Below are 26,055 nucleotides of genomic sequence, written 5' to 3'. Positions count from 1 at the left end.
TTTTCAATTTTGATCCCCCCTGTGTGCGCTTGATGTATTCGCTTACATTCACTATACTTTCGGGAAGCCAAACGCACAAAGGGACGTTTTTAAGTTTTCACCGGGCCATTTTTTAGCTATACAAAAAAATCCTCCCGCCTGCAGAACGGCGAAAGGACGAATCATGATTATTCCCTGAGCGGGTTTTTACGGTACTCGCTTGGCCTGCATCCCGTTAATTTCTCGAATAAGCGGGCAAAATGCTGTGCATCAGAGTAACCGACCTGCTGGCATATTTCATAGACCTTCAAGTCCGTTCTGATGAGCAGCTCTTTTGCCTTATTGATCCGGGTCTGTGCCAAATAGTTCAGATATGTCTCCCCCGTCTTTTGTTTGAACAGCTGGCTCAAATAATACGGATTGATAAAGAAACGGGCGGATAAATCCGCCAGGCTGATCGGTTCGCTGTAATGCTTCGTCACATACTCCTTGATCTCCGTAATAATATCCTTCTTTCGGGGAATGTTATCGCCACCAGCATCCATATGATCTCGAAATGCACTCTCCACCATCCGGTTGTGCACCTGCTGCTTTAAGTTGTGTACCTCTTGCTGCCTGGCCCGTTCAGAGCGGATGGCCTCCATCATCTTGTAAACACAGTCCTGCAGCTCCTCTTCTTCCACCGGCTTGTTGATGTAGAACTGAACGCCCAATTGCATGCCTTTACGGGCATATTCGAACTCCGCATACCCGCTCAAGAGAATAAATTTGGCATGACAGGCCTCATCCTTCAGCATCCGGATCATCTCCAGACCGTCTGCCTGAGGCATGCGGATATCTGTAATCACAATGTCCGGCTGCCGCTCCAGAATCAGTTTGAATCCATCCAGACCATTATAAGCTGTACCGATCATCTCACATTCGGGAATGTAACGGCCGATCATCTTATGAAGTCCGTCCACAATGCCTTTTTCGTCATCCACGATAACCATTTTCATTTCAGCTCACCCTTTCCGTTTCGTTTCAGACAGGATTGATTCAAGTGCTGGGGATATAAATTTCGACCGTCGTGCCTATTCCATAAGCTGAGGAGAAAGACAAGTAATATTGGTTCCCATAATGCAGCTTGATGCGTTCAGCAATATTTTTGAGACCTAATCCATTCTCCGCCAATTCATCCGTTTGCTCCAGCCTGTACTTATCCGTCTCTGCATCCTTCAGGAGGGAATACAGCTCCGCTTGCCTGGCCGGCGGCATCCCGATTCCATCATCCGTAATCCGGATGACAATACCTCCATCTTCCGTGTACATGCCTTCAATGGTAATATTCATCGGTCGGCTGTAACCCTGAAAACCATGGTTAATGCTGTTCTCCACGATAGGCTGTAAAACCAAGGGAATGATGCTGCACTGCTGAATTTCCTCGGGCAGCCTGATATGCAGCCTGAATCGATGATCGAACCGGATGTTCTGGAGCTGCAAATAATTCACTGTATACTGCACTTCATGCTTTACCAAATGCTGTCTGCCTTCCTTGCCCAAGACCAGCCGAAACATTCGTGCCAGAATCTTGATCATATCGGCGACTTCCTCATCTTCCTTGGCAAGCGCTTTCATTCGAATGGATTCCAATGTATTGTACAGCATATGGGGATTGATCTGGTTCTGAAGCGCCAGCAATTTGGCTTTGCGCTGCTTGATCTCAGCGATATATACGTCTTCAATCAAGGTGCGAATCGTGACGATCATTTTGTTATAGCTTTGGACCAGGCCTCCTATCTCATCATTGGATGGATGATCCGGAATCGGCACATATTGACCATCTTCCGCCTTTCTCATACTTTTGCGGAGCGCCTTGATCGGCTTCGTGATCTGATAGCTTAATGCCATGGAGATCAGGGTTACAATCAGACCGCTCACCAGGATGACTACTACGGTAACCGCCTGGATTTTGCTAATCCTCAGAAGCAGCTTCGACCGTGGGATTTCAGTCCGGATGAACAGCTCCCCTGCTTGGGTCTGCTCGGATAAAATGATCCGCTCAGGACTCCCGGCATCCTTCGTGTAATCCCTGCCTGATTCCAGCAGCTGTGTCCAGGTCATCCGGCCGCTGGCCGCCTCGGAATGATAAACGATTTCCCCAAGGTGATTGCTTATGACGACACTTATGCCATATTTGTCACGGGCCAGCACAAAATCATTGTCCAGCTGCAGCAGCATGAAGGGGTCCAGATCAATAAGCAGCACACCAGCATACGCGCCATCGGCATTGAGCAGCACCCTTCCCACGGTAACTACGGCACCCTCTCCTTTGTCATCGTAGTACATGCGATCATGCAGCCCGGTTATAAAAAACGTATCGTCTGAGCTGCGGATCCGCTTGAACCACTCCTGCGATAAGAGTGTGGTTTCATTCACTCTGCTTGTCGTATTGGTGTACTGGTAGACACTGTTATCCCGGCTGATGAGCATTAAGCTGCTGATCTCCGGCTCCAGCAGGGCGACACGCATCAGCAGCTTCTGTACGGTAACTCTTTGGAGGACCAATTCATCTATGGACATCTTTCGTTCTTCGCCAAGTTTATAAATCATCTCGTTATCAACTAATACGGACTTGGTGATCTGGTCATATTCCTTAATGAATTTATTCAGCGAAATCCTGATCTGGGACGTGTACAAAGCAGCAAATTCCTCAGATGAGCTCTCCAATTCCACTGCCGCCTGCCGAAAAATGATGACGCTTACAACGATCAACGGGATTACACAAGCCAAAAGGTAACCAGCCATTAATTTATTTTGAAACTTCATATTTCTTATCATTGAGGCTATCTTTCGGCTCCAACGCTTATGCTCCATACTTATCCCTTCCCTGGTAAAACATTTCCCCCTCATTTTAAGGCCTGCATTGTAAAGTAGCTACAGGGACTTTGGCATCCCCTTAAAAATGACCCTGCTGAAACATAAAAATGACCTGTTGAGCAAATGAAGCTGCGGGCAACCTTCTCAGTAGCTGGAGGCCCCACACCTGCCAGGCTGCTGTTTGACATCGATGCTGACCGCAAGCCCAAAAGTTATGGATATGCCACGTATAATGGTATGATACTAAATATTGAAGATTTGTTAGGATCTTGGCTTCACTATGTCCCTATACGTTTCGTTTTCCTAGGGACGTCGGCAATCGGTCAAGGCTGCTCATGTTCTTTTCCTGCTTGTAACTGCGCAAGCCTTCTTCGCCTTTTTGCTCCGCCCACCGCCTGAGTGTATCCCTCTCCTTTTCGTACGACATGAACGGAACAGCATAACCGCAGGACGTCTGGACTTGATATATATCGACCACAATGATCTGCCGGACTCCCGGCAGCGGATCGAACATTCCGTATACCCCCTCCCACTCGCTGTCCTCCGGGAGTATTACGGTTCCGGTTCCGTACAACCGCATGATGTTCGGCGGCCCCTGAAATGCGCAGAACATGATCGTGATTCGACCGTTCTCTTCGAGATGGGCGCTGGTCTCGTTGCCGCTGCCGGTCAAATCCAAATACGCGACCTTAGACTCGGACATAATCCGGAAACTGTCATATCCCTTCGGCGACAGATTGACATGCCCATCCCGCGACATCGGTGCCGTACCGACAAAGAACAGGTGCTGCTTTCGAATAAAGTCCATGTGCTCGGGAAGCATGGCCGGAAATTGTTTTCCCAATGGAATCCCCTCCGCAAAACTTGTATTTTAGTTCGAATGACGCGTGAACACCACCTCGGCAGCGCGAACTATGACATTCGGGACAAATCTATTACTGCCGCGGTGACCTCGCGCTTGACTCTACGTTCATTGTATTCGAAGCCACTGCAAAAATTAAATATATTCTTACCTTGCATAGATACACTCAGGTTATAAATAAGGCGATATAAGCCTTGACTCAAAGACTTGTAGCTATTACGCACACACAAATACATATATAAAAATCCAACTTATATTTTGTACGCCTTCATCGCCTTGCGCAGCTCCTTGATCGTCGGACGCTTGCCGTACATCAGCACGCCGGTCCGGTATATCTTCGCCGCTATCCAACCGAAGAAGAGGATCGCCACCACCAGCAGCACGAGTGAAAGCCAGATTTCCCAGGCGGCGGCGCGGTCGAGCCCGATGCGCAGCAGCATGACGGTCGGCGATGTGAACGGGATGTAGCTCGCCACCTTCACCAGCATGTTATCCGAGGCTCCAATGTTGAAGATACCGATATAAAACGCGACCAGCGACAGCATCGTAATTGGCATCACGGCTTGGCCCAGATCTTCCGTGCGGCTAACAATCGAACCCACTGCGGCAAACAGCACACCATATAAAAAGTAGCCCAAAACATAGAAGATCAGTCCGTAAATCAGCATTTCAAAGTTCAGATCTGCAAGCCTCATATCAAATCCGCCCAGTATAGCCTCGTTGTGCGGCAGCATCAGATTCCCGGCCACAACGAGGCCAAATACGAAAATTTGCAGCAAACCGACAAAAAAGATACCGATGATTTTACCGAACATCTGTGTCAGAGGTGCTACGCTCGTAATGAGAATTTCCATCACACGGGAGCTCTTCTCGGCTGTGACCTCAGCTGCGATCATATTGCCGGTCATCATCGCCGATGTGAAGAACAGAATCATCAGCACATAGATCACGGCATAGTTGATGTCCCCGACATCCGCTTCCGCCGCCGCGCCATCCGTACCGCCTGCTTCGGCGCTGCTGACCTCCCTGCTGTCGATAGCCACCGGCTCGGTGATCTGTGCGAGCTGCTCCGGCGACAGCGTATCTCCTGCCACAGCTTTGGCCTTGGCCTTCTGCAGTCCCGACTGCAGGAGCGAAATCACCCCCTGTGAAGGCTCGTCGTCCACGGAAGTATAACGGACCAGCGGGAACATTCCTCCCCCTTCAGGCTTAACCAGTTCAACGTATCCTTTTACCTTCTCATCTGCAATGGCGGTTTTTAATCCATGGTCATTGGTGCCTGGATAGCGGGTCCATTGGACAGGGGTGGCAGACTGGGTCAAACTGTACTGCTCCAGCTCCTCGGCGGCTGTTGTGTACTCATTTGCAATCAGCCCGACTTGTACCGGTTGCTTCCCGCCCGTTGTCCCTGCCTCATCTCCCTTGAAGATGGAAATCAAAAAAGGAATATTCATAGCAATCGTAAGCAGCAGTGCCAATATAATAGTGGTCCATATAAACGATTTGGTCCGGGCTTTTTGCCGGAATGTAAAGCCGATCACCGTTCCCATTTTATTCATGAGCTTCGCCAACCTCCTTGATGAAAATTTCATTCAACGTAGGCTCCATAATCTCGAAGCGGAGAACATCTCCCTGGGCCATGGCCGTTTGCAAAATACGCTGTGCTGCCGCTTCTTTATCGATATACAGCATCCAGCCGCTCTCAAGCTTCTCCACTTTGCGTACACCGGGAATCGTCTCAAGCCCCCTGATCTCCCCGGAGGTTACAAGGCGGACCTTTTCACGTGGATAACGGTCTTTAATTTCCTTGATTTCACCTTGTACCACCGTGTTGGAGCGGTGCAGGATCGTAATATTGCGGCACAGCTCCTCCACATGCTCCATCCGGTGGGTAGAGAACAGAATGGCTGTGCCCTGATCGTGCAGCTCTTTGACCGTATCCTTCAACAGCTCGACATTGACCGGGTCCAGACCGCTGAAAGCCTCATCCAGCACCATGATCGGCGGACGATGAACAGCCGCGGCGATAAAGCCCATTTTCTGCTGATTACCTTTGGACAGCTCCTCGATCCTCTTATCGTAATATTCCGGCACACCGAAACGGTCCAGCCAGTAACGCAGGCTTTGGTCCGCTTCCTTGGCAGACATGCCGCGCAGCCTGGCGAGGTAGATAATCTGCTCGCTGACCTTCACCTTCGGATACAATCCGCGCTCTTCCGGCAGATAACCCATTCTGTGCTGGAGCTCGGCGTTGTACGGCTTGCCGTCATACAAAATGCGTCCGCCATCCGGGTAGATCAGTCCCAGCACCATGCGCATCGTGGTCGTCTTGCCCGCGCCGTTGCCCCCCAATAAACCGTAGATTTCACCGCTGTTCACCTGCAGGGACACCCCGTTGACGGCCGTCTTGTCCCCATACTGCTTCACAACCTGTTCCAGCTGCAGCATGCTCATGCCTCATTCCCCTTTCTCACAGATGTCTTATCCTGCAATCACAACATTTTTCGTCTTCCCCATGCTTTATCCCTTCTCCTCGCTGTCCCGTATTTTGTGGCCCGACCATACCTTAAGTATTCCAGCATCCGGGTGTATGAATCCTCCTCAGAAAACACAAAAAAGCCGTTCCTTACCACGTTACCGTGAAAAGAACGGCGTTGCCGATGCGCTGAATATGGGTATCAGTGACTTAAGGCTCAAGAGACAGAAGAATTCAGGCGACCAAGCTCATTTTCAACCACAAGGGTGAGCTCCTCTTCATACCCTCCGGTAATCCGGTACTTGCGTACATACTCTTTTACAAACTTTTTGGGATCCTTTGGCCGGAAAATTCGAGTCATCTCCCGCAGACTTTCCTTTACTTCGTTATGACCTTTCGTTGCCATGTTAACTCCCTCCCAAAACGTTGGAAATAAATGCTTCGTTGAAGAGAATGCTGCAAAGTCATTACGTCATATACATTTGAAGTAGCAAGTAGAATACAGCTTAGGTCGGGAACGTTCCAAATGGCCGTATACCTGACACTAGACTTACCCGAATGGATTCTGCCTGAATCTCAATCACATTATATCATATTCAGGAGCCAGATTCATTTTCCGGGTAAATCCACATTTTTCTGTCTATTTTTTCTTAGTACTGTACTACAGGGGGATATAATATACATCGGACTTTCGGCGGTAAATGGCTTAGGCAATTAATTGCAGTATACCTTACAAACATCAGCACAATATTAAAGGAAGCAGCTGTTATACAAACATTACAGAAATATTACTTTTATCCTGGTTCAACAGGCTATAATACATCCATCCGCAGAAGTTGGCGGGAAAAAGGGGACCTGCGTCGTGGACAAGTATATCCCCATGCTCAGCGTACCGATCACCATCCTCCCGCATTGTCTGCAGCACAGCATGAAGGATCATACGTAGACGAGCATCTGCTCATGCGTGCGAACGAAATCATCCGGGCCAAGTATCCCAATAATGAGGAGTTTTTGTCGGGACCTGAACCATGAGCGTATAATGAAAAACAGATGGTTGAATAATGGGGGCATCAACATGGCGAACGCAAAGCCGAAAATTTTGATTTTGTACGCCAGCTACGGCAACGGGCATTATCAGGCTTCACGTGCAATTGAGGCCGCGCTCCGCAAGCGGGGCAGCTGCGAGGTTGTTCTGCTGGATCTGATGGCCGAGGCTCATCCGATGCTGAATGAGTTGACCAAATTCGTATATATGCAGAGCTTTAAAACGATCCCGCAAATTTACGGCTGGGTGTACAACCTGACAAAGGATATGCAGGCCAGATCTCCGTTCGGCAGCGTCCTGCATTCCTTTGGCATGCGCAAGCTGCAGGAGACGTTGGCGCATGTGCAGCCGGATCTGGTGATTCACACCTTCCCGCAGCTGGCCCTGCCTGCATTGCGGCGCCGGACGGGCATGAATCTGCCGATCGTCAATGTGCTTACAGACTTTGATCTGCACGGTCGTTGGCTGCATCCGGATATCGACCGCTATTATGTTCCAACCGAGGATATGAAGCTTGAAGCCAAAGCGCGAGGTGTGCATCCGGATCGCGTCGTTGCGAGCGGGATACCGATTCATCCTTCATTCAGCACGGCTGCAGACGAGCCGCCGTGGCTGGACAACGGCGAATTAGCGGCCCCGGGCAAGCGTACCGTGCTCCTGATGGCCGGAGCCTTCGGCGTACTGTCAGGCATTCGCGACATCTGCCACGGCCTCATGCGTCTCCCGGATGTGCGCGTACTGATCGTGTGTGGCCGGAACGAAGCACTGAAGTCCGATCTGGACCATGAATTTGCCGGACAGCCGGATATCCATACCTTCGGATACGTGGATCACATCCCCTCTCTGATGAAAGCAAGCGATATGGTCATCACCAAGCCCGGCGGCATCACCCTTGCGGAAAGCATCGCCTCCGGACTGCCGATTCTGATTTACCGCCCCGTGCCGGGCCAGGAGCTGAATAACGCCCTTTATCTGCAAGGAAAAGGTGCGGCCCTGCTGTCCCGCCATGCGGAGGAACTGATCGGACAGGTCAATGGGCTGCTTACGCATCCTGTGCAGGCAGAGCGAATGAAACAGGCAGTCAATCGTCTTTGCAAGCCCCAAGCGGCGGAAACCATCGCCGATGATATCATGAGCAAATGGTTTGCTCCCGTCACCGCCTTCGTCTGAGTTGTGCATAATTTATTTTTCCGGCGGGTATTTTAACCAGGAGGACGCGTGACGGAAGGAGATATTATGAGTTCTGACGATAAAGATATGCTCCCGCTTTCGGGAGAACATGTGGAAATTGACGGTGTGTATGAAGATGAAGACGGCCATGCGCAGCATCTGAAGCGGGGACAGCATTTTCCGGCAGATCTGGTGCTGGGAAAAAGCGAATGGAAGCTGACCGAGTATGCCTTCGACAACCACCATGAAGGAAAGACGGATGAGCGGCTCGTTCCCAAGGAAAACGACACGGACAAGCTGGGGAAAATTACGCATCCGCGGAAGGAAAAGAAGAGCGGGCATCCTGGACACCCTTGATTTCTCCCCGCATCATCGCTGCCGAATTTTATTGTTATCCCTAAAATTCGGCAGGAAAAATTATTGAAAAGAATAAATTTTATATGGTAACATAAGAATAGAAAAAGGACCGGTTGCACCCGGCCCCCTGTACAACACCGCTAAAAGAGCGGTTGGCTGTCGGAAATCAGTACTGGAAATAGACCGATTCCTTGCTCGGGCGGTCTATTTCTTAAGGTAAGTCAGCAAAGCAATAATGAACATGCCAAACATGAACATCAATGACAGTGCTTGAAAAACCTCCATAGCCTCACCTCCCTTCCGGGAGATTAGCCGACCGCCCTTGTTAGCCGTTAAGTTGTACTAGCTGATTATACCAAAAAAGCCCCGATCCGGGGCTTTTTTTCTTAAAAATGTAGTGCTAATCTACTCCGGCTTTCCGCTTAACGGACCAAACCTTTCGCAAGCTGGTTGTTCACGATCGAGAAAACTGCTTTATCTGTCGTATCGTAAGGGCTGTTCTGATAGTCCAGTTTATACAATTTGCCTGTTTTCAGAGTCTGCGGGTCCAATACATATACGTTAGAGCCAAGAACCAATCGCAGCTTGCCATCTTCTGTTTGCTCCATGCTCACAGCATCAGAAGGAACAGAGGTAAACGTGCGTTCCACCATCTTGTTGAATACATTGTAAAGTTCGATTTTACCATCGGCATAGACTGCATAGCTTCCAGCACCGGCCGGTTCAATCAAGGCGCTTTCAGGAACACGGCGTTCCCACTTTTTCTCCCCATCCTCATCAAATCCGATCAAGATGCTTCCTTGTGTGTCGCTCGCAGCCCGAATGAGCAGCGTATCGTCGTCCAGAACAATCACCGGATTTCCGGCTCCGGAAATTTTGGTGGTGGTAGGGAAAGCATAAGAATCCAATAAGGTCAGGGAATCGTCCAATATATTAATCCCCGGATGATCTGTATCCTGCCACTGTTTATCGACCTTAACCTTACGATCTGTATTCATCACAACCCTGCCGTTCCCGGCGGAAATTACTGTGCCATTAAGCATGCTCTGGTTAATATACTTGCCTGTATCGGAATATTGGGTAAATGTGGTGGATACCGATCCGTCCCAGGAAGGCTCGCTTTCCTTATAAACAAGCAGCTTGCTGCTGCTCACAAGACTGACCTTGCTGCCGCTGGCGACTTCCTGAGTCCATAGCTCCTTTCCTTGCGATGATACGGCATGGATGCGGGCTGTTCCATCCGTGTATTGAGCATAAATATAGATCTCTCCGGCCTTTGTGTACATCATCTGGGTACTTGCAGCGTAAGGCTTACCTTCCTTATGCAGTTCATACTGCCATTTCAGCTCACCCGTCTGATCATTATAAGCCTGCAAAATGTCCAAATAACCTGCAGCATCCTTCCCTGCACTCACAGCCTGGCGGGTATAGATATAAACGAGCCCCTGATCAGGCACGGCATGCACGCTCCGTTCCACGGCTTTCTCTGTATTGTTCTGTTCACCGGCAGCCGGGAGAACAGGAGCAACCCAAAAGGCCGGCTGTGTCAGCTTCACAGCCGTTTCTTCCACCTGCGCTGCAGAGCTTACTCCAGGCTGAACACCCGCCAACAGCACCGCAGTCAGTGCGGCACCTGCCCATAACTTCCAATTTTTCGTAATCATTATCATCTTACCTCCTGCTTCTTAAACCTGCTCAACGCACAAAACCGCCAGAACGCATATACAGGCGGCATGTACGCAACATAGTTATGATTCTATATCTATTTTAACAGCTGGCATATTATTCTGCAAAAGTCACTTAGCATATTTTGCAAAGGCCGTGTTTTGTGTACAATAAAATGCAGTACGCCGAAGAGAATCGGCGGTGGGAGAGGAGACAATTACTTAAATGAGTGGCAAAGGCTTTATACAGGAATTCAAAGAGTTTGCAATGCGCGGCAATGTGATCGATTTGGCGGTCGGCGTCATCATCGGGGCCGCGTTCAATAAAATTGTGACCTCTGTCGTTAATGACATCGTTATGCCGCCAGTTGGAAAACTCTTCGGAGACGCGGATTTCTCCGACCTTTACTTTTCGCTGGACCCGGACAAGACTACCGGTGCGGCGGGCAATCAGCTCCCCCTTGCTCAAGCCCAGGAAGCAGGCGCGGTCGTCATAGCCTACGGGCAGTTCATTAATGTGGTGCTCGACTTTTTGATTGTGGCATTCTGCGTTTTTCTGCTCGTGAAAGGCATCAACATGCTGAGACGCAAACAGGAGAAGGCCGAGAAAGCGGAAGAAGAGAGAACAACAAAGGAATGCCCTTTCTGCCTTTCGGAAGTGCCTATAAAAGCGGTACGCTGCTCACACTGCACCTCCATGCTGGAGGAAGCGGGCCAGAAAGCTTGATGAACTGTTACAAAACAGGCATCTATTTTCAAAAAGGAAACATCCGCCGGTGGTTGCACCGGCGGATGTTTTATTTAGCGAGTAATTAAGGTTTAGCCCGAGTGAGATGGTGTCTATAAAGGGTGGTGTCTGGTGTCTGATGCTTGGTGCTTGGTGCTTGGTGCCTCTCCATACAGCCTTGCACCATTATCCCTTTTGATCAGAATGCGGGGGTTGAGGGTTGGGGGCCTAGGGGAAGGAATAAAGAGAAAATAGATAAGAAAAAAAGAGGCAGCTCAAGTGGGATGTCTGGCTTGAAATAGGAACGTGTGTTTGGTATAATGAAAAAAGAACTTATGTTCGTAGATTATGGATTCGGAGGCGAGCAGACATGGAAGTCCAAGTGGAAACGGAACTTCAACCCTTTAGCAGTCGTTATCACAACGAGCAGGCCTGCATGGAGGCATTGATCGCGATGAAGTGGCCGAACGGCTTCGTCTGCCCGCGTTGCGCCCATACCCGCTGCAGTCGTCTAACTTCCCGGCGCATCCCCATGTTCGAATGCGCCAGGTGTGCGCATCAAACGTCGGCTTTGGTTGGCACGATTTTTGAACGAACTCATCTCCCCCTGACCAAGTGGTTCCAGGCGCTGGAGTTGTTCCTGCTCCCCGATGGCATCTCGGCAATGCGGCTGAGCCAGGTGATCCAGGTCACCTACAAGACCGCCTGGGCAATGCTTCATCGAATCCGCCATGCCATCGGGGAGTTCGATGCCCGGGAGCTGCTCTGCGGAGACGTGAAGGTGAACAGCGACCTGTATGGGTGTAATCCGTCCCGGCCTCAGTTTTCTCATCCGCATGCTTCGGTGGTCGTAGCCGGGTGCACGGTCACGGAGTCGGGCGAGCTGGAGCAGGTCAAAATCCGCCTGGTACCGCAGAAGAAGGGAGATAGGCAAAGAGCGAATCGTCACGAACTCGCTGCATTCATCAACGAACAGGTAGATGTCCGTGCATCAGCGGTACAATCGTTCCTTCAAGCCTATCGGCTGTATACGCCCTTGCGGAAAGTGGTGAGAGAGGCGTGGAAATCGCTGAAGCGTACGTATGTAGCCTTAGGAACAAAGCATCTGCAGGCGTACCTCAACGAGTACACCGGACGCCGCCGACTGCGCCTAACCGAAGGGGAAGAAACGCACCTGTCCGGAGCGGAAGGAACGATGTGGCAGAAGTTGCTGTACATAGGCGTGGCGATTCCGGCGATCCCTTACCGCCGACTGATTGCACGCCAACCGGTTCAGCCTCTTGCGGCTGCGTCCTGATCGCAGGGCTTGAACGAGGAAATCGGAAAAATTCAGGTTCAAGCGGTAACGAGGACCCGGGTCTTTTTATTTTTTTCGGTGCCTTGCTCCGCTCCCTCCTTTTCTCTCGGTCGGTTTCATCACCTAAACGCTCTGTTTTCTCCAAAGAACGTCTCATGACCTCGAACCGATCTGCTTCTCCATCAGGCACGATCCAAAAAAAATAATAGACCCATTCGATGGTCCTGAATCGCGTAACAACAGGCATTTTTGTGCCTCATTTGCTCCGTTATTTACTTTAACGTGCCTAAAGTGTATTTTCGGTTCCCGGTTTTCTGTTTTTCTGTACCTGATCCAACGGGATAATCATGCAAAGCTCCTGAAAAGCGAGTATCACATGTCTTGCCACGATCGACGGGCGGCTTGACTGCCAAGCACTAGAAGGGGATTCGAATTCCTCAGAACCCAGTAGCTACAAAGGTTGAAGTAGATTTGGGCTCTGCGAAAGTTGAGTTATTAATGCCGTGGCAGCAGGTTTTCCAGCAGCATGCGCAAATGGCGGTCCTCCCGGTATACCTCTTCCCCCGTATCCAGCTCTGTAATCCGGATATACCGGTAATCGGCTCCGGCATCCGCCGGCCTGAACACAAGCTCATCCGCAGAATCCTGGCGAACCTCGTAGCCCATATGGCCGAGCATGTCAATAATCTGTTGCACGCTTGGCTGGCTGCCTTGCTCCACCAGAATCAATCCGCGCAGCTCCTTCGTCTCCTGCTCATGCACAACACGAAAATGAACGATACACTCCATTTCTGCCCAGCTCCTTTTTCCACGTTATTGCCCTGATTATTACCAGCTTACCCTACCCGATTCGGAATATTACACCTCCGTCTGCCAGGCTCTTCTGAAGCTGGGGCGTTGAAGACGGGGAAATGACGGAATGTCAGATGCTGCGCGGTCCGCCGGAAACATATTTGCCGATGATGTTCTCATACCGCCACCCGTAACGGACAGACAGCTCAGCGCCCATGTCGTTTTCCATTTCGTAGAGAACGATATCCTGGGCAAATTGATTCAGCAGCAGCTCTGTCATGACAGGATGCTCCGTGACAACAGCCTGCGCAGCTCCGCTATCTCCCCTCATGCCGAGCATGCACCAGCGGCGGTCAACGACAAACGAAAATTTGCGGCCCCCCGGTATTGGCTCCGTTTCGAAGGCGCCACGCGGCAGCCATTGGCCGAGCGCCGCTTCGCCGCTGTCACAGGCCCAGAGCACCTTGACTCCACGCTGCTCCGCCTGTTCCAGCATGTCGAGCACCAGCGCCACTTCTTCGCGCCTTACATCCACGACGATTTCATGCTTCGCCCCACCGAGCTCACGCGCAAGGCTGGTCATCACATCCCTGTCTCCTTCCAGGTTGTGGAACGGAGCCTGCTCATGCTCTTGCCGCGGCATCTTTCGTTCCACCGTCTCCAGCGATTCCTGCAGCCGGCCGGAAATGATGCGTGTCAATTCTTCCACCGGCAGCATGCTGTACCGGGCAGGCTCCCCTTCACCGACGCGCAGGAAGCCCTGGCCTGCCAGCCTCTGCAGTGCCGCATATACATTGGAGCGGGAGGCTCCTGTCCTCTTGGATACCTCGTAGCCTGAAGCCGCTCCACCCTGTGCCAACTCAACCATCACCTTGGCTTCCAGATCCGTAAAGCCGAGATTTTTCAAATGATGCAGCAATTGTTCCATACTTTCCGTCCCCCCGTGCTGTCGAGAACCTGCCAGCTAGCATAGGGCTGCCGGCGCGGCTGCATTAAATCTGTTCCGCCCCGCATCGCGGACACCATTTGGAACCTTTCGGAAGCTCGGCCGTGCAGATTTGGCATTTCACCAATCCCCTTGCCGAGTGAGTCTCCACAGACTCCTGTTCCTCATTCTGATTGTTGGATTTCCAATAGCGGATACGCTCATCCAGCTCCTGCTGACGTTCATGCTCCAGTTCCTCATGGCGGCGGCGCTCCCATTCTGCATCAAATTCCGCTTTTTCCTCTGGAGTAAAATCCGATTGCGTAAGATCATCCCCATCCAGCTCAGGCGTCTCGAATGGCTTCTTCTCCAATGGGTGCTCTGCCTCATGGTCCGCATAACTGAAAATAGCGCTGTCCTTGAACTGGGGAGCCTGCTCACGCGCGGCGGCCGCTTGCTGCGACGCGTTCTCGTCCACGAGCTTGCGTCCACATTTCGGACAGAAGTTGGCATCCTGCGGCACAGAAGCGCCGCATTCGCACAGCCGTTCATTTTTAAGCTCCGCGATGCGGCTGCGAATGCTGTCGATTTCCTCCTGCAGCTCATCACAGGCTCCCGACAGCCGGGTCATTTCGGTTTCAGCAATCAACATATCCCTGAGACGGTAGCCCTCGTAGAAGACTTGGCCCATTTTCAAAAAATGCACATCCATTTCCTGCTGTATCGTAGCGATTTGTGAGTTCATTTTTTGGATTTCCACAGCATGCTGGGCTTTTTCAGTGGCTTTGTTGGCGCCGTTTTTAATCTTTTGCAACAGATTCATACAAATCCTCCTATCAGCTAATGGGGTGTCGACAGACAGCTGCCGCAGCCTGATCTTAATTCCCATAAACAGCTCAATTTCTTTAATTAAAATTATAGTTTTTATAAATTTCTATAATCTACTATAATAGATAACTTTGCTGCTGGAAACTTCTTTGTGTCCAATAATGTCTCTCCCATGTCGGAAAAGAGTGGAGAAGCCTGTCGGGACAGGTCGATCTCCGGTATAATAGAGTTCTAAAAAAATGACATCGAGGCAATCATGTCTATCATAACAAAAACGGATATCGACGTACATTCACAGAGATATTAGAATGAGTGAGGTTTCACCGTATGGATTCAAATACCAGTTTTTACCCCCGCCCTCTCGGGGTTTCATATCAGCTGCCCCTCCCGGAGGCAGGGCTTGCTGCGACGGATACAAGCCTTCAGCTTGTCGGAGAGAATGAAGCGGACGCCTTCTATTTCCGCGCCCTTGAACAGGCCGGCATTCTGCTGAACAGGCCGCAGCTTGAAGCCGTCCGTTACGGCCCAGGCCCGCTGCTGACCCTGGCCGGGGCTGGCTGCGGAAAGACGACCGTGCTGGCTGCCCGCGCCGGTTATCTGATGGCGGTGCGCGGCGTATCGCCTTCGTCCATTCTGCTGGTGACGTTCACCAGCAAAGCCGCTGCCGAGATGAAGGAACGGATCGCGGCCCTTCCCGGCATACGGCCGGCTGCAGCACGGGCGGTGCAGGCGCGCACCTTCCATTCCTTTGCCCTCGCCCTGCTCCGCCATCAAGGAGTGACGGAGGACATCTTCGGGGAGACCCAGGCCCAGCACACGGTCATGAAAATGCTGCTGCGCCAGCTTCGCCTCAGTGAGGCTTATCAGCCGGAAACGCTGCTGTCCGCATTGTCGGCATGGAAAGCGGAAGGGCGCTCCGCACATGAGCTGCCGGAGAACAGTCAGGAGGAAAGGGACGCGAAACAGGCTCTGCTTGCTTATGAGGACTGGAAGAAGGAACGTCAGAAGATGGATTTTGACGATATTATGCTGCGGGCATCCAGACTGCTGCACGATCCTGCGGTGCTTGTTCCGCTGCAGAAGCGGTTTGCCTATATTATGGTGGATGAGTTCCAGGACACCAATACGCTGCAATACGAGATGGTGCGCAGGCTGGCCGCCAAGCACCGCAATCTGATGGTGGTGGGTGATGACGACCAGACGATCTACACGTTTAACGGGGCTCGCCAGGAATCCATACTGCAGTTTGACAAGGTCTATAAGGACGCCAAAGTCATTACACTGAACATTAATTACCGCAGTGACGCAAGAATTCTGGGCCTCGGCTCCAGCATCGTGGCCAAAAACCGCAAGCGTCGTGCCAAGAGGCTTGTCTCCGCCGGCAGGCAAGGGCTGGAGCCGCAGTTCTTTACTCCGTCCAACCCGGAAGAGGAGGCCATTCACGTCGTGTCCCATCTGCTGCACCAGGTGGAGGAAGGAACTTTGCGCTACAGCGATATTGCCATTTTGCACCGCACGGCCAGCGGCAGCCGCTCCATCTTCGAGCAGCTGGTGATGCGGGATGTTCCCTTTATCCAGTACGGGGCCGGAACTGTTTTCTACGATCAGTCCCTGATCCGGCCATTGATGGACCATCTGCGCCTGGCGCTTGATCCCCGCCGCATGGAATGTATCCCAAGCGCGCTCGGACCGCTTTATGTTCCACGCGAAACCGGCATGGAGCATATCCAGAAGGAAGAGAAGAAGCAGCCCAAGAAGTACCCGCTGATTCACCTCGCCCGCTGGGAACGGCTGCGCGACTTTCAGCAGGAGCAGGTCAAGGAGCGCATCCGGCTGATCAAAAGCCTGACAGCGATGAAACCGTTGCTGGCGATTCAGGAGATGCGCAGGGCATTTTATGATAAATATTTGGAAAGCGGGGACCCCGGGACCTGGACACATTATAAAGAAACGCTGCAGGAAAGCCTGGAGGAGCTGGAGACTGCCGCACGCCGCTTTGATACGGTAGAGGAATTTGTCGCTTTTGCAGACGAGCTGTCCGCACGCCACCGGGATATGGAAACGCTGCGCACCGCCGCCGATGGCGACGCTGTCAGCCTGATGACTATCCACCGCGCCAAAGGGCTGGAGTTTCCCTGCATCTACCTGATCGGTGCCAGCGAAGGCATTCTTCCCCACAGCACCGCACTCGGCAAGGAGCCCCCGGAGGATCTGCTGACCTCTGTCACATCCGGCGCCCAGGCCGATCCGGAGCAGCTCCTGGAGGAAGAACGGCGGCTGGCGTATGTGGCAGTTACAAGGGCGAAACAGATGCTGTACATCACATCACCTGCCGCCAATCACGGCAAGCCTGCCGCGCTGTCGCGCTTTTTGCTTGAAGCTTATGGTGTGAAGCCATCCGCCCCCTCCGGGGACCCGCAGGCCCAGCGCCCCGGTGCTCACGCCAGATCCGGCGCGCAGGCCCGTGATCATCATAGCAAGGCACGAATGATCACCGTCCCGGTGTGGAACTGCACCTCTACCGCCTGCAGCGCATGGATCAGAAAGGACATCAAGCATACCGGCGAGACTCCTCCTTTATGCCCATTATGTTCTTCACCCATGCAGGAGGGAACACGCAGCGTGCCAGCACGCTGACCGTTTTTGCTCACAGGGTTTATTATGGTGTACAATTAAAGCGATTACTTCATGATTAAATAACGGCCTCACCGCTGCTTCGTGCATGTCCCACTTATTCCAGAAAGAAATCGCCAATCTCCGGCGATTTCTGTTAATAAAAAAGTCGAGCACAGGTCTAAGTTCTCACTGTTCTCGACTTTTTGTAATTATACCCGGACGTGCCATTTCGGAAAGTTCTTGCCCTGAATTCAACCCGAGGCACTGGCGTTGCATTAACTCTTGCACAAGTTATCTTGTAGCCCTGATGCTTTTCAGATCTCCGCCAAAACTAAGGTTTTCGAGCCGATATTGAACCGCCGGAAATCTAACGGTTTCCGCAGCTGCTATTTTACGGAAAAAGGTCTTTTCTAAACTCTAACGGTTGTGACCGCCGTTATTTGCCTTGAACTAGGTGAAATTACCCAGGTTATAGTGAAATAAGCGCTATCGCAACCGCTATAGTTTGAAATCAACTTTCTTGGAGCCATTAACGGCTGTGATAACCTTAAGAGCGAGTATTGATGGCAATCAGCCACCTATACTCGCTCTTTTGACCAGAAAGATCACATTAAAAATGTGCCGATAACCAGCGAAACGCCGATGATAATCGAGCGAAGCAGCTGGGCCAGGGCCATATTGCCTTTTGCAATTTCCTCGCAAATTTTCGTACGCGGTGTCACCCAGTCGAAAACAATATAGACCAGGGACAGGATCACGATGCCAATTACCGACCAGATCAGCATATCCACCCAGGAATGGGTGCTGAAGGACACCATGCCGACAATGATGCACAAGCCCAGCATTTTGCTGCCCATGTAGATGCCCGCCGCTTCGTTGCCACGCGCCATTTCCTCGTTATCGTTATAACGGGTGATTTTACTGAATACAAAATAACCGGCAACCAGCACAACAAATAAAAGGATGATACCGATCCCCAAATTAACTATAGATAATCCGAATTGACTCAAGTGTTCTCCTCCTCCTCTTCATCCGGTTCAACCACTGCCGCGCAGTAATAGGCCATATCTCCAGTGACCTTCTCCCCGATCCTTGGCAGCACCCCTGCAAATTTGCCTCCTGCAACAAAGATGCCTGTCAGAAGATGTCCCTTGTAAAGCCCTTCCTCCGTAGCGGCTGCAGCTTCCTGCATCGGCCAAAAGCGCTGATAAATCTTGGGCTGTTCATTGTAATAAGCTGCGGCTGCGGCCGCTTCAGCCGCCTCTTCAGCTGTTAAAGCCTTCTTTTCAACCGGAGAACGTTCCTCCCCAGCCGCTTCACCAGCGGTATTCATCAGCTGTGTTCCCTTGCCTTCCCGTCCCCACATGCCTTTGGCCGCATAGGCGGTTCCGGTCTGCTCAAAAGGCGTGGCATCAAAATAAGTAGGCAGCAGGTACGTCTGGATGATTTCCAGCTCCCTGTCATCGAATAGCTGGAACCCGCAAAACTCCGGGGTCTGCTCATTCCGTTCATACAGCGACCAGATGGTGGCCATAAAGCCTTTACTCTGGCTGATCATATGCTGCGGCGGGTTCATCAGACCAAGCTTGCCCTGCTCCACCAAACGGATGAGCTCGTACCCGACCTCAAGACCGCTGTCCTCCTCCCGGTCATGAATTAAATATTCCAGCGGATACAGGCGGTACAGGATGCGGATCGGCTCCTCCCGGTGAAACAGCCCTTCATCCGGAATGATCTCCAACTCTTCAAGCGGCGCATATGCTGCCACAAAACCCGCCTCCTCACACATCCTCATCAGATAGCGAGTGTTCATGCGGTCCTCGAGATGCCAGTCATAACATGTAAAGAAGACTTTTCCATCCAGCCCTTGTTGCCTGTAAAACCCGATCAGCGCCGACAGCGTCTCCTGCAGCCGCCTGTTCATCCCTTGTGAGGGGGCTGTCAAGCCCGGAACCGCTGCCAAGCGCGCCAGCTCGCCTTCGAGATAAGCCGCCTCCGGAATACCTGTCGGGGTATCCGTATTGTTTTCGATACATTTCATGCCCTGCTCGCCAATAATCCAATCCTGGCGGGTAATGCCGCCATAGGGGACAGGCATGCGCGCCGCGCGCAGCAGATCGGGATGCATGCCCAGAGGGCCGGTCAGATAGCTGTCCGGCATATACTCCTGCACAAATGCCAGCACTTTACGATAGAGGGCATCAACCGCTTCCGACGCATAGATCAGCTCATCCATTTCCCTGCGCCCGTACACGGTTAACGCGGGCAGGCAATACTGCTTGCCATACATCCGGTGATAAGGAATTTGTCCGGCAATGCTGCCGGTAAACAAATCATCATGCCGGGTGGACAGCTGTACAATCCGGCGCATTCCTCAACCTCCCGAAAAAAAGCCGCTGGCAGAGCCGCCGCTGCCGAAGCCGCTGTGTGATGAGCCTGATTTATAGGAGGAGCCGCTTTTTTGGGAGCCTCCATAGTAGGAGCCACCATAATACGAACCGCCATTTGAATTGGAGTTACAGGCGTTCGAATTATAATGATCCGGGTCATTGCAGTCATCATCATTACCGCAGCCCGTCAGTGCAGCAGGGACGACCAGCATCAGGGCAAAGGCTGCCATTTTCACCCTGGAGCCCGGCTTGGCAGCGTGGCCTTCGTCCCTATCGGTTGTCAGGCTTTCGGCCCGGACGAAAGGCAGCCCGCTCACACCTGTGCTGGGGTCTGACTGCACCTCCGTTTTGAACTCCTCACGCATCATAAATCGACCTCCTCCAGGAAGAAATGCACGCTGTTGCGGCCGCTATCCAGCACGGAATATAAATATTGATAAGTCCTTCCCTCCAGCACGGTATAGTGGTCCAACAGCCGCCGCGCCAGTTCCAGCGTGAATACCGAAGCTTCATTTCGCTCCATGGGATGGAAGCCATGTCCGTTCCATAACCAGTACGTGGGCTTTACTATCGACGGTGCGGATCGTTCTCCGGATACGACATCTATAATCGCTGAAGCATATGGCTCAGACACCTGCTCCTTAAATGGCGTCACATAGATGGAATGAGCCAGGTTGTCTTCATTTTCATGAGAGGTATGTCCCCACAAGCGCCCGTTCAGGTATGTCGCATCGACAAGCTTTCTTAAAAAAAGCTCATCGCCTGATACGGATTCATGCGCCAGACTGCGGACCTCCCTCTTTTTTTCCTCAGACCATTCCCGGTACATAAGCGAATAATAAATAGCTGTTCCCTTCCTTTCTTCATTTGCAGTGTCTGCCTGCTTCGTCACAGACCGATACGGACGCGCGCATCAGCAACTGTTGATTATGGCACTATTTACAACTATACGCGATTTTCTGACTGCAGGTTCAGTTTTGGAAAAAACAGCAACAAAAAACCGCCTTCAGCTGAAGACGGCTCTTGAAACGGACGGACAGGCTGTATGCTTATCCGTACCACTTACAACTTAATATGATCCTCATCAAAGTACTCTTCCAGGGTCAGTTTCTTGCTTGCCGCATCCTTCGCCAGGTCGATGCCGATGTAACGGATGTGCCACGGCTCATATATGTAACCGGTGATATCTTGCTTCCCTTTCGGATAACGAATGACAAAGCCGTATTCCGGAGCATGCTTTGCCAGCCATTTGCCTTCCTTGGAGCTGCCAAAGGACTGCTCCAGCGCGTTGCCTACACTTGGGCTGGACACATCGATCGCCAGGCCTGTCTGATGCTCGCTCATGCCGGGAACGGCACTGACTTTTGACGCATACTCCAGACCCTTGGTTTTTACATTGTTATTGTAGATCGTTTTCTGCCGCGCATAGGAACGGTAGCCAGACACCGCGCGCAGCTTGATGCCATCCTGCTTCGCAGCCGCGAACAGCTGTTCCAGCGCCCCTGCCGCTTTCTTACGCATATGCCGCTTTTCATGCGGGCCATCGAAGGAAAACGGAACATCCGGCACCACCAGATCGGAAGGCTCATACCCTTTGGGCAGGCTGCGCTGTTTATTGACGATCACCGTCTGGGCGGTGGCATTGGTAACGACGGCGACTCCATTCACTTTTTTGGCGGTTGTCTGCAGCGAGCTTGCTGCCCGCTCCGCCAGAACCGGATCAGCAGTCTCCGCACCCTTATTGCTGTCATCGGCAGCGGCCTTCCCTTCACCGCCAGTGTTGGGGGCCGACGGGTCCGTATCTGCTTCCTTCTCCCCGGCGGCGGACGTGTCCGGCTGTACCGGCTTCACAGTCTGGCCGCCAGCGGCCGGGGGATTAGCTTGCGGGCTGTCCTGAGCTCCCGCGCCGCCCGTCCCGCAGCCTGCTAACAGCAGGCCCGGCAGCAGCAGCGCCGGAAACAGCAGCTTTGTTCCATATAATAGGGTTTCTTTATTTCGTTTCATTGCGTTTCTCCGTTCCTTATCATGTAAATTAGACAACCAGCTTCCATTTTACACGAAAAGGGGACAGGATGAAACACAAATGAAGGCTCTTCGCGCACATCTGCGCTACACTGCTCCGGTATGCGGCCTTATACGGCGTTATTCGCTGTTTTTAGACAAATACGCCTCTCTGGCGCGGGCGGCAGCCTTCTCCCGGATCAGCTCCAGCGCCTGCACGGCGCGTGGCAGACCGGGCAGCAGCTTCGCCGCATCCGGCCCGCCGCCGCCCGCTTCAAGCTCCTGCGGCAGCTTGACCTCAAACGAATGGAAGCCCGGCCCGGGCCTGTGCAGCGTGCCCTCTGCGGCCGCCCCGGCTATCCATTCGTTGATGGCCGCGCCACCACGTGAGCTGATGCTACGAGTGCCAGCTCCCGCCATGGCTGCAGCGGAGGAGGCCCCCTCCGGCTCCTGCGGCCATGCGGCGAAGACCCCGCGCAACAGCTCTTCCCGCGGCAGGCCCGCCAGTTCCAGGCGCTGTAGCGGCTCGCTGGCCAGCGTCTGCTCCACGGCGGTCGCATGCCGGCAGGCCGCGTCTCCGCAGGAGCATGTCTCCGCCTTCACAGGCGGCAGACCGTGCGCGGCCAGCAAGGGACTGTCCTGACCCTGGAGCAGCTTGTACAGCTCCAGCGGACATTCCCTAAGCTCTGCCAGCAGCTCTTCCTTCCGCTCCGCTGTAAGGAGCGGAGCGGTCCCGGCAACCCGGCAACCGGCTGATGCAGCCGAATCCGGGCCATTCCCGCCCGCAGGCGTGAACTCCGCTTCCCAGTGCCCTGCGGATATTTGCAGCTTGACTTGCATAACGCGCCCCCTTATACCCAGATGTCGTTTTGCAGGGAAATCAGTCCGTGCAGCTCTTCGTCTGACATTTCCGTCAGCCAGTTCTCACCGGAGCCGACAACCTGCTCGGAGAGCGCCTTTTTGCTCTCTATCAATTCATCGATCCGCTCTTCCAGCGTCCCTTGGCAGATCAGCTTGTGCACCTGCACGTTCCGGCTCTGCCCGATGCGGAAGACGCGGTCCGTTGCCTGGTTTTCCACCGCCGGATTCCACCAGCGGTCATAATGCACCACATGGCTGGCCCGGGTCAGATTTAAGCCCACGCCACCGGCACGCAGGGACAGCACGAACAAATCGGGACCGTCGCCATTCTGAAAGCGCTGAACCATTTCGTCCCGCTGTGCTTTGGACAGCCCACCGTACAGGAAGAACGGCTTTTGCCCACATACACGCTCCAGCCGGGATACGAGCAGCTCGCCCATTCCTACATACTGCGTGAAGATGAGTGCGGCTTCGCCGTTCTCCCGGATCGCCTCCACCAGCTCCAGCAGCCGCTGCATTTTGCCGGAGGACTCCGGCTTGGCCAGATCGTTCCGCCCCGGAGCCAGCAGCGCGGGATGATCGCAGATCTGCTTCAGCTTGGTCAGCGAAGACAGCACAAGACCTTTGCGGGCGATGCCGATCTGTCCGTCAATGCGGCCCATCAGCTGATCCACCACGCCCCGGTACATACCGGCCTGCTCAGGCGTCAGCGCACAGTACGATTTAAGCTCAAGCTTCTCCGGCAAATCCTTGCGGATGTCGGGATCACTCTTGAGCCTGCGCAGCATAAAGGGCGACACCAGCCGATGCAGCTCGCGCATCGCCACCCCCCGCTCCTCCCCGGCCGTCGTATAACGATGACGGAAGGATGAAGCAGTCCCGAGATACCCGGGATTCAAAAACTGGAATATCGACCACAGCTCGCTCAGCCGGTTCTCGACAGGTGTGCCTGTCATGGCGATGCGGTGCAGGGCGGACAGCTTCATGACGCTCTGTGACTGCTTGGTGCGGGCATTTTTAATATACTGCGCTTCATCAAGGACAATCGACGACCAGGTGATCGACGACAGATCCGGCCCATCCCGGCCTGCCAGATGATAGGTCGTCAGCACAATGTCATGCATTCGCGCCTGCTCCTGAAAGTCCGGCCCGTGCACCCGCTGCCCTCCGTGATGGATATAGAGCGACAGGTCGGGGGCAAACCGCTGCAGCTCACGATGCCAGTTACCCAGCAGGGAGGTGGGGCAGACAATCAAGGCGGGCCCGTTCTCTGTGCGGATTTTCCTGTAATCCAGCAGACAGGTAATCACCTGCACGGTTTTGCCAAGCCCCATATCATCCGCAAGGCACACCCCAAAGCCCAGGTCACGCATCGCCGCCAGCCACTGGTAACCCCGTTCCTGGTAAGGGCGGAGCTGTCCGTGCAGCTCGGCAGGCACAGGACGCGGTCTGACGGAACGCAGGCTCCCGCCCTCGGCAAGCGAGGCCAGCAGGCCGAAAGACTGCGTTCCGTAGATGGACAGCCCTTTCCATACGGCTTCGCCCGCCGTATCCTGCTCTGCTGCCAGGTGCAGCCACTCGGAGAAGGACATCTCGCCCTCCTCCTGTTTCTTCATAAAACGGAGCACCTGCCGGATTTCCTTCGGGTCCACCTCGACCCATTCGCCACGCAGCTTGACATAAGGCAGGTTAGCGGCAGCAATGGCCTCAAGCTCCTCCACGGACAGCTTCGCTCCACCAAGGACCGCCTCCGCGTTAAAAGCGACGACCCGGCTCATGCCCAGCGGTGAGGAAGGCCCTTCCGCCTGCCCTGCTTCCCGCATCCGCAGCCTGAGTCCTGCCCGGCGCCGTCCTTCACGGCTCCAGCGTGAGGGCATCTGCACGGTAGCCCCGCTTTTTTGCAGCAGCGGAATCGCCTCTGCAAGGAAATGGAAGAAATCCTCCGGCTCCAGCAGAAAGCCTTCCGGGCGGGAATGCCGCAAGGTCTCCCGAATGTGCGCTGACAGCTCGGACGCCCTGCCCAGCACCATGAGGAGCTGTACATGGACATCACGGTACACGACATCCCCGCGCATCAGGTCCCGCTCCGGATAGGACCAAATGACCCCTGCAGGCAGTCGCATGCCCGGCTCAACATCGCTTTCGGCCCAGAAGGACACACGCCATTCCTTCAACTCCTCCAGCGGGGGCTCCAGCCGCAGACATAACCGCAGACTGCCCTCCTCCGGCTCCTTCTCCTCCCGTTCAATATATGGAATCGCTGCGCCCGGCAGCGAAGAGACTTGTTCCGTCAGGTCTTCCAGCTCAGCTGCTGTGCCCTGCACCGGCAGGGGGCGCGAGCCTGTGAGCAGGCTGTTCCACCACAGCTCTGCCAGCGGGGATCTGCCACGGCGGTAATCCGCCCGGTATTTGCCGAGCTCCCGCTCTGCCTGAGCGATGGCGGCCGTCGTCTCCGCATGGATCATCGCGGACATAAAGGAATGCAGCACTGTACAGGCAGCTTCCTCGCGCGATCCCGGCTCGCTCCCGGCAAAAGCGGCCGGCGCCGCCAGAGCAATGGCCGGCATAGCCGTGGCCAGCTCACGGAACCGGGCGATGTTCTCTTCCCCGTTCAACCGCGGAAGCCATACCCCCACTGCGGTCTCCTTTCCGCCACGCCGTCTTGCCCCGCTCTGCTGCGGCTCCCTCAAGCCGGGGACGATCTCTCCCTGCTGCATCAGTTCCAGCGCAAACAGCGCTGCTTTCTGCCAATATCCGATCTCCTCGCCGAGACGGACGCCGGCAGCCGCGCAATCCCGCTCGTTCAGCCGCAGAAGCAAGGCGGCCGTCTCTTTCCGGTCAATCGCAAGCCCCTCCAGCATCCGGCCAAGCATGGCCCGCCGCTTGCCTCCATTGACCGGCTCCTGCCGCGATGGGCCGGCCAGGCGCAGCTCCGCCAGCCGGAGGGCAGCCTGACGGAAGGGCTGTGAGCCGTCCTTCAGCTTCATTTTGCGTATGATACTGCTCCATGCGTCTACACGTGGTTCCGATGTTTCACCGGAAAAACAAAAAAATACATCTCCGAGCCAAATTCCATACAGCGGTTGATCCATGTCTGTCTCCCGTCCAGCCTTTCGAATTGTTACACTCCATCATATACGAAAACCCAATCTTTTCAAAACCCTTTTGTAAAAAGTTAACGTCATGGGACATTATCCCACCTCTGT

23 protein-coding genes are annotated in these 26,055 nt (G+C 53.5%); 5 read left to right on the top strand and 18 right to left on the bottom strand.

Annotation, left to right across the window (positions count from 1 at the left end; all coding sequences use genetic code 11):
- Positions 1-167 precede the first annotated feature (167 nt).
- The 6 genes from ACE41H_RS18825 to ACE41H_RS18800 form a co-directional block, all read right to left on the bottom strand.
- Entirely contained in the window at positions 168-977 is an 810-nt protein-coding gene (locus ACE41H_RS18825; RefSeq protein ID WP_375357104.1) for a response regulator transcription factor, read from the bottom strand.
- A gap of 40 nt (positions 978-1,017) precedes the next feature.
- Entirely contained in the window at positions 1,018-2,751 is a 1,734-nt protein-coding gene (locus tag ACE41H_RS18820; RefSeq protein ID WP_375357103.1) for a cache domain-containing sensor histidine kinase, read from the bottom strand.
- Between the two features lie 373 nt (positions 2,752-3,124).
- Positions 3,125-3,682, bottom strand: coding sequence for a pyridoxamine 5'-phosphate oxidase family protein (locus ACE41H_RS18815; RefSeq protein ID WP_375357102.1), 558 nt, complete (start codon positions 3,680-3,682; stop codon positions 3,125-3,127).
- A gap of 269 nt (positions 3,683-3,951) precedes the next feature.
- Positions 3,952-5,259, bottom strand: a complete 1,308-nt coding sequence (locus ACE41H_RS18810; RefSeq protein ID WP_375357100.1) for an ABC transporter permease — start codon at positions 5,257-5,259, stop codon at positions 3,952-3,954.
- Entirely contained in the window at positions 5,252-6,154 is a 903-nt protein-coding gene (locus ACE41H_RS18805; RefSeq protein WP_375357099.1) for an ABC transporter ATP-binding protein, read from the bottom strand. Before ACE41H_RS18805 ends, ACE41H_RS18810 begins: the two co-directional genes overlap by 8 nt.
- A gap of 239 nt (positions 6,155-6,393) precedes the next feature.
- Positions 6,394-6,582, bottom strand: a complete 189-nt coding sequence (locus ACE41H_RS18800) for a hypothetical protein (RefSeq protein WP_018887082.1) — start codon at positions 6,580-6,582, stop codon at positions 6,394-6,396.
- A 669-nt stretch (positions 6,583-7,251) separates the two neighbouring features.
- On the opposite strand from ACE41H_RS18800, the gene ACE41H_RS18795 reads away from it, so the two are divergent.
- Together ACE41H_RS18795 and ACE41H_RS18790 are read left to right on the top strand one after the other, a co-directional pair.
- Positions 7,252-8,391, top strand: coding sequence for an MGDG synthase family glycosyltransferase (locus ACE41H_RS18795; protein WP_375357098.1), 1,140 nt, complete (start codon positions 7,252-7,254; stop codon positions 8,389-8,391).
- Between the two features lie 66 nt (positions 8,392-8,457).
- A complete protein-coding gene (locus tag ACE41H_RS18790) occupies positions 8,458-8,748 on the top strand; it encodes a transposase (protein WP_375357147.1) in 291 nt (96 codons plus the stop codon).
- Positions 8,749-8,952: 204 nt separating this feature from the next.
- On the opposite strand, the gene ACE41H_RS18785 is transcribed toward ACE41H_RS18790, so the two are convergent.
- Together ACE41H_RS18785 and ACE41H_RS18780 are read right to left on the bottom strand one after the other, a co-directional pair.
- A complete protein-coding gene (locus tag ACE41H_RS18785) occupies positions 8,953-9,033 on the bottom strand; it encodes a putative holin-like toxin (RefSeq protein ID WP_355319187.1) in 81 nt (26 codons plus the stop codon).
- Between the two features lie 137 nt (positions 9,034-9,170).
- A complete protein-coding gene (locus tag ACE41H_RS18780) occupies positions 9,171-10,412 on the bottom strand; it encodes an outer membrane protein assembly factor BamB family protein (protein WP_375357096.1) in 1,242 nt (413 codons plus the stop codon).
- Between the two features lie 226 nt (positions 10,413-10,638).
- Here ACE41H_RS18780 and mscL point away from each other — a divergent pair, with 226 nt between their 5' ends.
- Together mscL and ACE41H_RS18770 are read left to right on the top strand one after the other, a co-directional pair.
- A complete protein-coding gene (mscL, locus tag ACE41H_RS18775) occupies positions 10,639-11,139 on the top strand; it encodes a large conductance mechanosensitive channel protein MscL (RefSeq protein WP_375357095.1) in 501 nt (166 codons plus the stop codon).
- 370 nt (positions 11,140-11,509) lie between these two features.
- Positions 11,510-12,436, top strand: a complete 927-nt coding sequence (locus ACE41H_RS18770) for a transposase (protein ID WP_375357093.1) — start codon at positions 11,510-11,512, stop codon at positions 12,434-12,436.
- Positions 12,437-12,931: 495 nt separating this feature from the next.
- Here ACE41H_RS18770 and ACE41H_RS18765 read toward each other — a convergent pair whose 3' ends face one another.
- The 3 genes from ACE41H_RS18765 to ACE41H_RS18755 form a co-directional block, all read right to left on the bottom strand.
- The gene (locus ACE41H_RS18765) at positions 12,932-13,225 is read right to left on the bottom strand and encodes a hypothetical protein (protein WP_375357092.1); all 294 of its coding nucleotides are present in this window, start codon (positions 13,223-13,225) and stop codon (positions 12,932-12,934) included.
- Between the two features lie 133 nt (positions 13,226-13,358).
- Positions 13,359-14,156: a TrmB family transcriptional regulator gene (locus tag ACE41H_RS18760; RefSeq protein WP_375357091.1), complete on the bottom strand. Its 798-nt coding sequence runs from the start codon at positions 14,154-14,156 to the stop codon at positions 13,359-13,361.
- A gap of 64 nt (positions 14,157-14,220) precedes the next feature.
- The gene (locus ACE41H_RS18755) at positions 14,221-14,976 is read right to left on the bottom strand and encodes a zinc-ribbon domain-containing protein (RefSeq protein WP_375357089.1); all 756 of its coding nucleotides are present in this window, start codon (positions 14,974-14,976) and stop codon (positions 14,221-14,223) included.
- A 332-nt stretch (positions 14,977-15,308) separates the two neighbouring features.
- On the opposite strand from ACE41H_RS18755, the gene ACE41H_RS18750 reads away from it, so the two are divergent.
- Entirely contained in the window at positions 15,309-17,618 is a 2,310-nt protein-coding gene (locus tag ACE41H_RS18750) for a UvrD-helicase domain-containing protein (protein ID WP_375357088.1), read from the top strand.
- A gap of 584 nt (positions 17,619-18,202) precedes the next feature.
- Here ACE41H_RS18750 and ACE41H_RS18745 read toward each other — a convergent pair.
- The 7 genes from ACE41H_RS18745 to ACE41H_RS18715 all read right to left on the bottom strand — a co-directional run bounded on the left by ACE41H_RS18745 (position 18,203) and on the right by ACE41H_RS18715 (position 25,941).
- Positions 18,203-18,607, bottom strand: a complete 405-nt coding sequence (locus tag ACE41H_RS18745; protein WP_375357086.1) for a DUF350 domain-containing protein — start codon at positions 18,605-18,607, stop codon at positions 18,203-18,205.
- Complete coding sequence (locus ACE41H_RS18740) at positions 18,604-19,968, bottom strand: glutathionylspermidine synthase family protein (protein ID WP_375357085.1); 1,365 nt, start codon at positions 19,966-19,968, stop codon at positions 18,604-18,606. The genes ACE41H_RS18745 and ACE41H_RS18740 overlap by 4 nt, the downstream gene beginning before the upstream one ends.
- A 3-nt stretch (positions 19,969-19,971) precedes the next feature.
- Positions 19,972-20,355: a hypothetical protein gene (locus ACE41H_RS18735; RefSeq protein WP_375357084.1), complete on the bottom strand. Its 384-nt coding sequence runs from the start codon at positions 20,353-20,355 to the stop codon at positions 19,972-19,974.
- Positions 20,352-20,879 carry a hypothetical protein gene (locus ACE41H_RS18730; protein ID WP_375357083.1) on the bottom strand — a complete coding sequence of 176 codons (528 nt, stop codon included), beginning with the start codon at positions 20,877-20,879 and terminating at the stop codon, positions 20,352-20,354. The genes ACE41H_RS18735 and ACE41H_RS18730 overlap by 4 nt, the downstream gene beginning before the upstream one ends.
- Positions 20,880-21,049: 170 nt before the next feature.
- A complete protein-coding gene (locus tag ACE41H_RS18725) occupies positions 21,050-21,991 on the bottom strand; it encodes a M15 family metallopeptidase (protein ID WP_375357082.1) in 942 nt (313 codons plus the stop codon).
- Positions 21,992-22,129: 138 nt separating this feature from the next.
- The gene (locus ACE41H_RS18720) at positions 22,130-22,828 is read right to left on the bottom strand and encodes a phosphoribosylglycinamide synthetase (RefSeq protein ID WP_375357081.1); all 699 of its coding nucleotides are present in this window, start codon (positions 22,826-22,828) and stop codon (positions 22,130-22,132) included.
- Positions 22,829-22,839: 11 nt separating this feature from the next.
- The gene (locus ACE41H_RS18715; protein ID WP_375357080.1) at positions 22,840-25,941 is read right to left on the bottom strand and encodes a DEAD/DEAH box helicase; all 3,102 of its coding nucleotides are present in this window, start codon (positions 25,939-25,941) and stop codon (positions 22,840-22,842) included.
- Positions 25,942-26,055: the final 114 nt, after the last annotated feature.

This window comes from Paenibacillus enshidis (genome assembly GCF_042136365.1).
Taxonomy (GTDB): Bacteria; Bacillota; Bacilli; order Paenibacillales; family Paenibacillaceae; genus Paenibacillus; species Paenibacillus enshidis.
The sequence above is the reverse complement of the archived record's forward strand: the minus strand, read 5'-3'. Positions and strand labels throughout refer to the sequence as shown.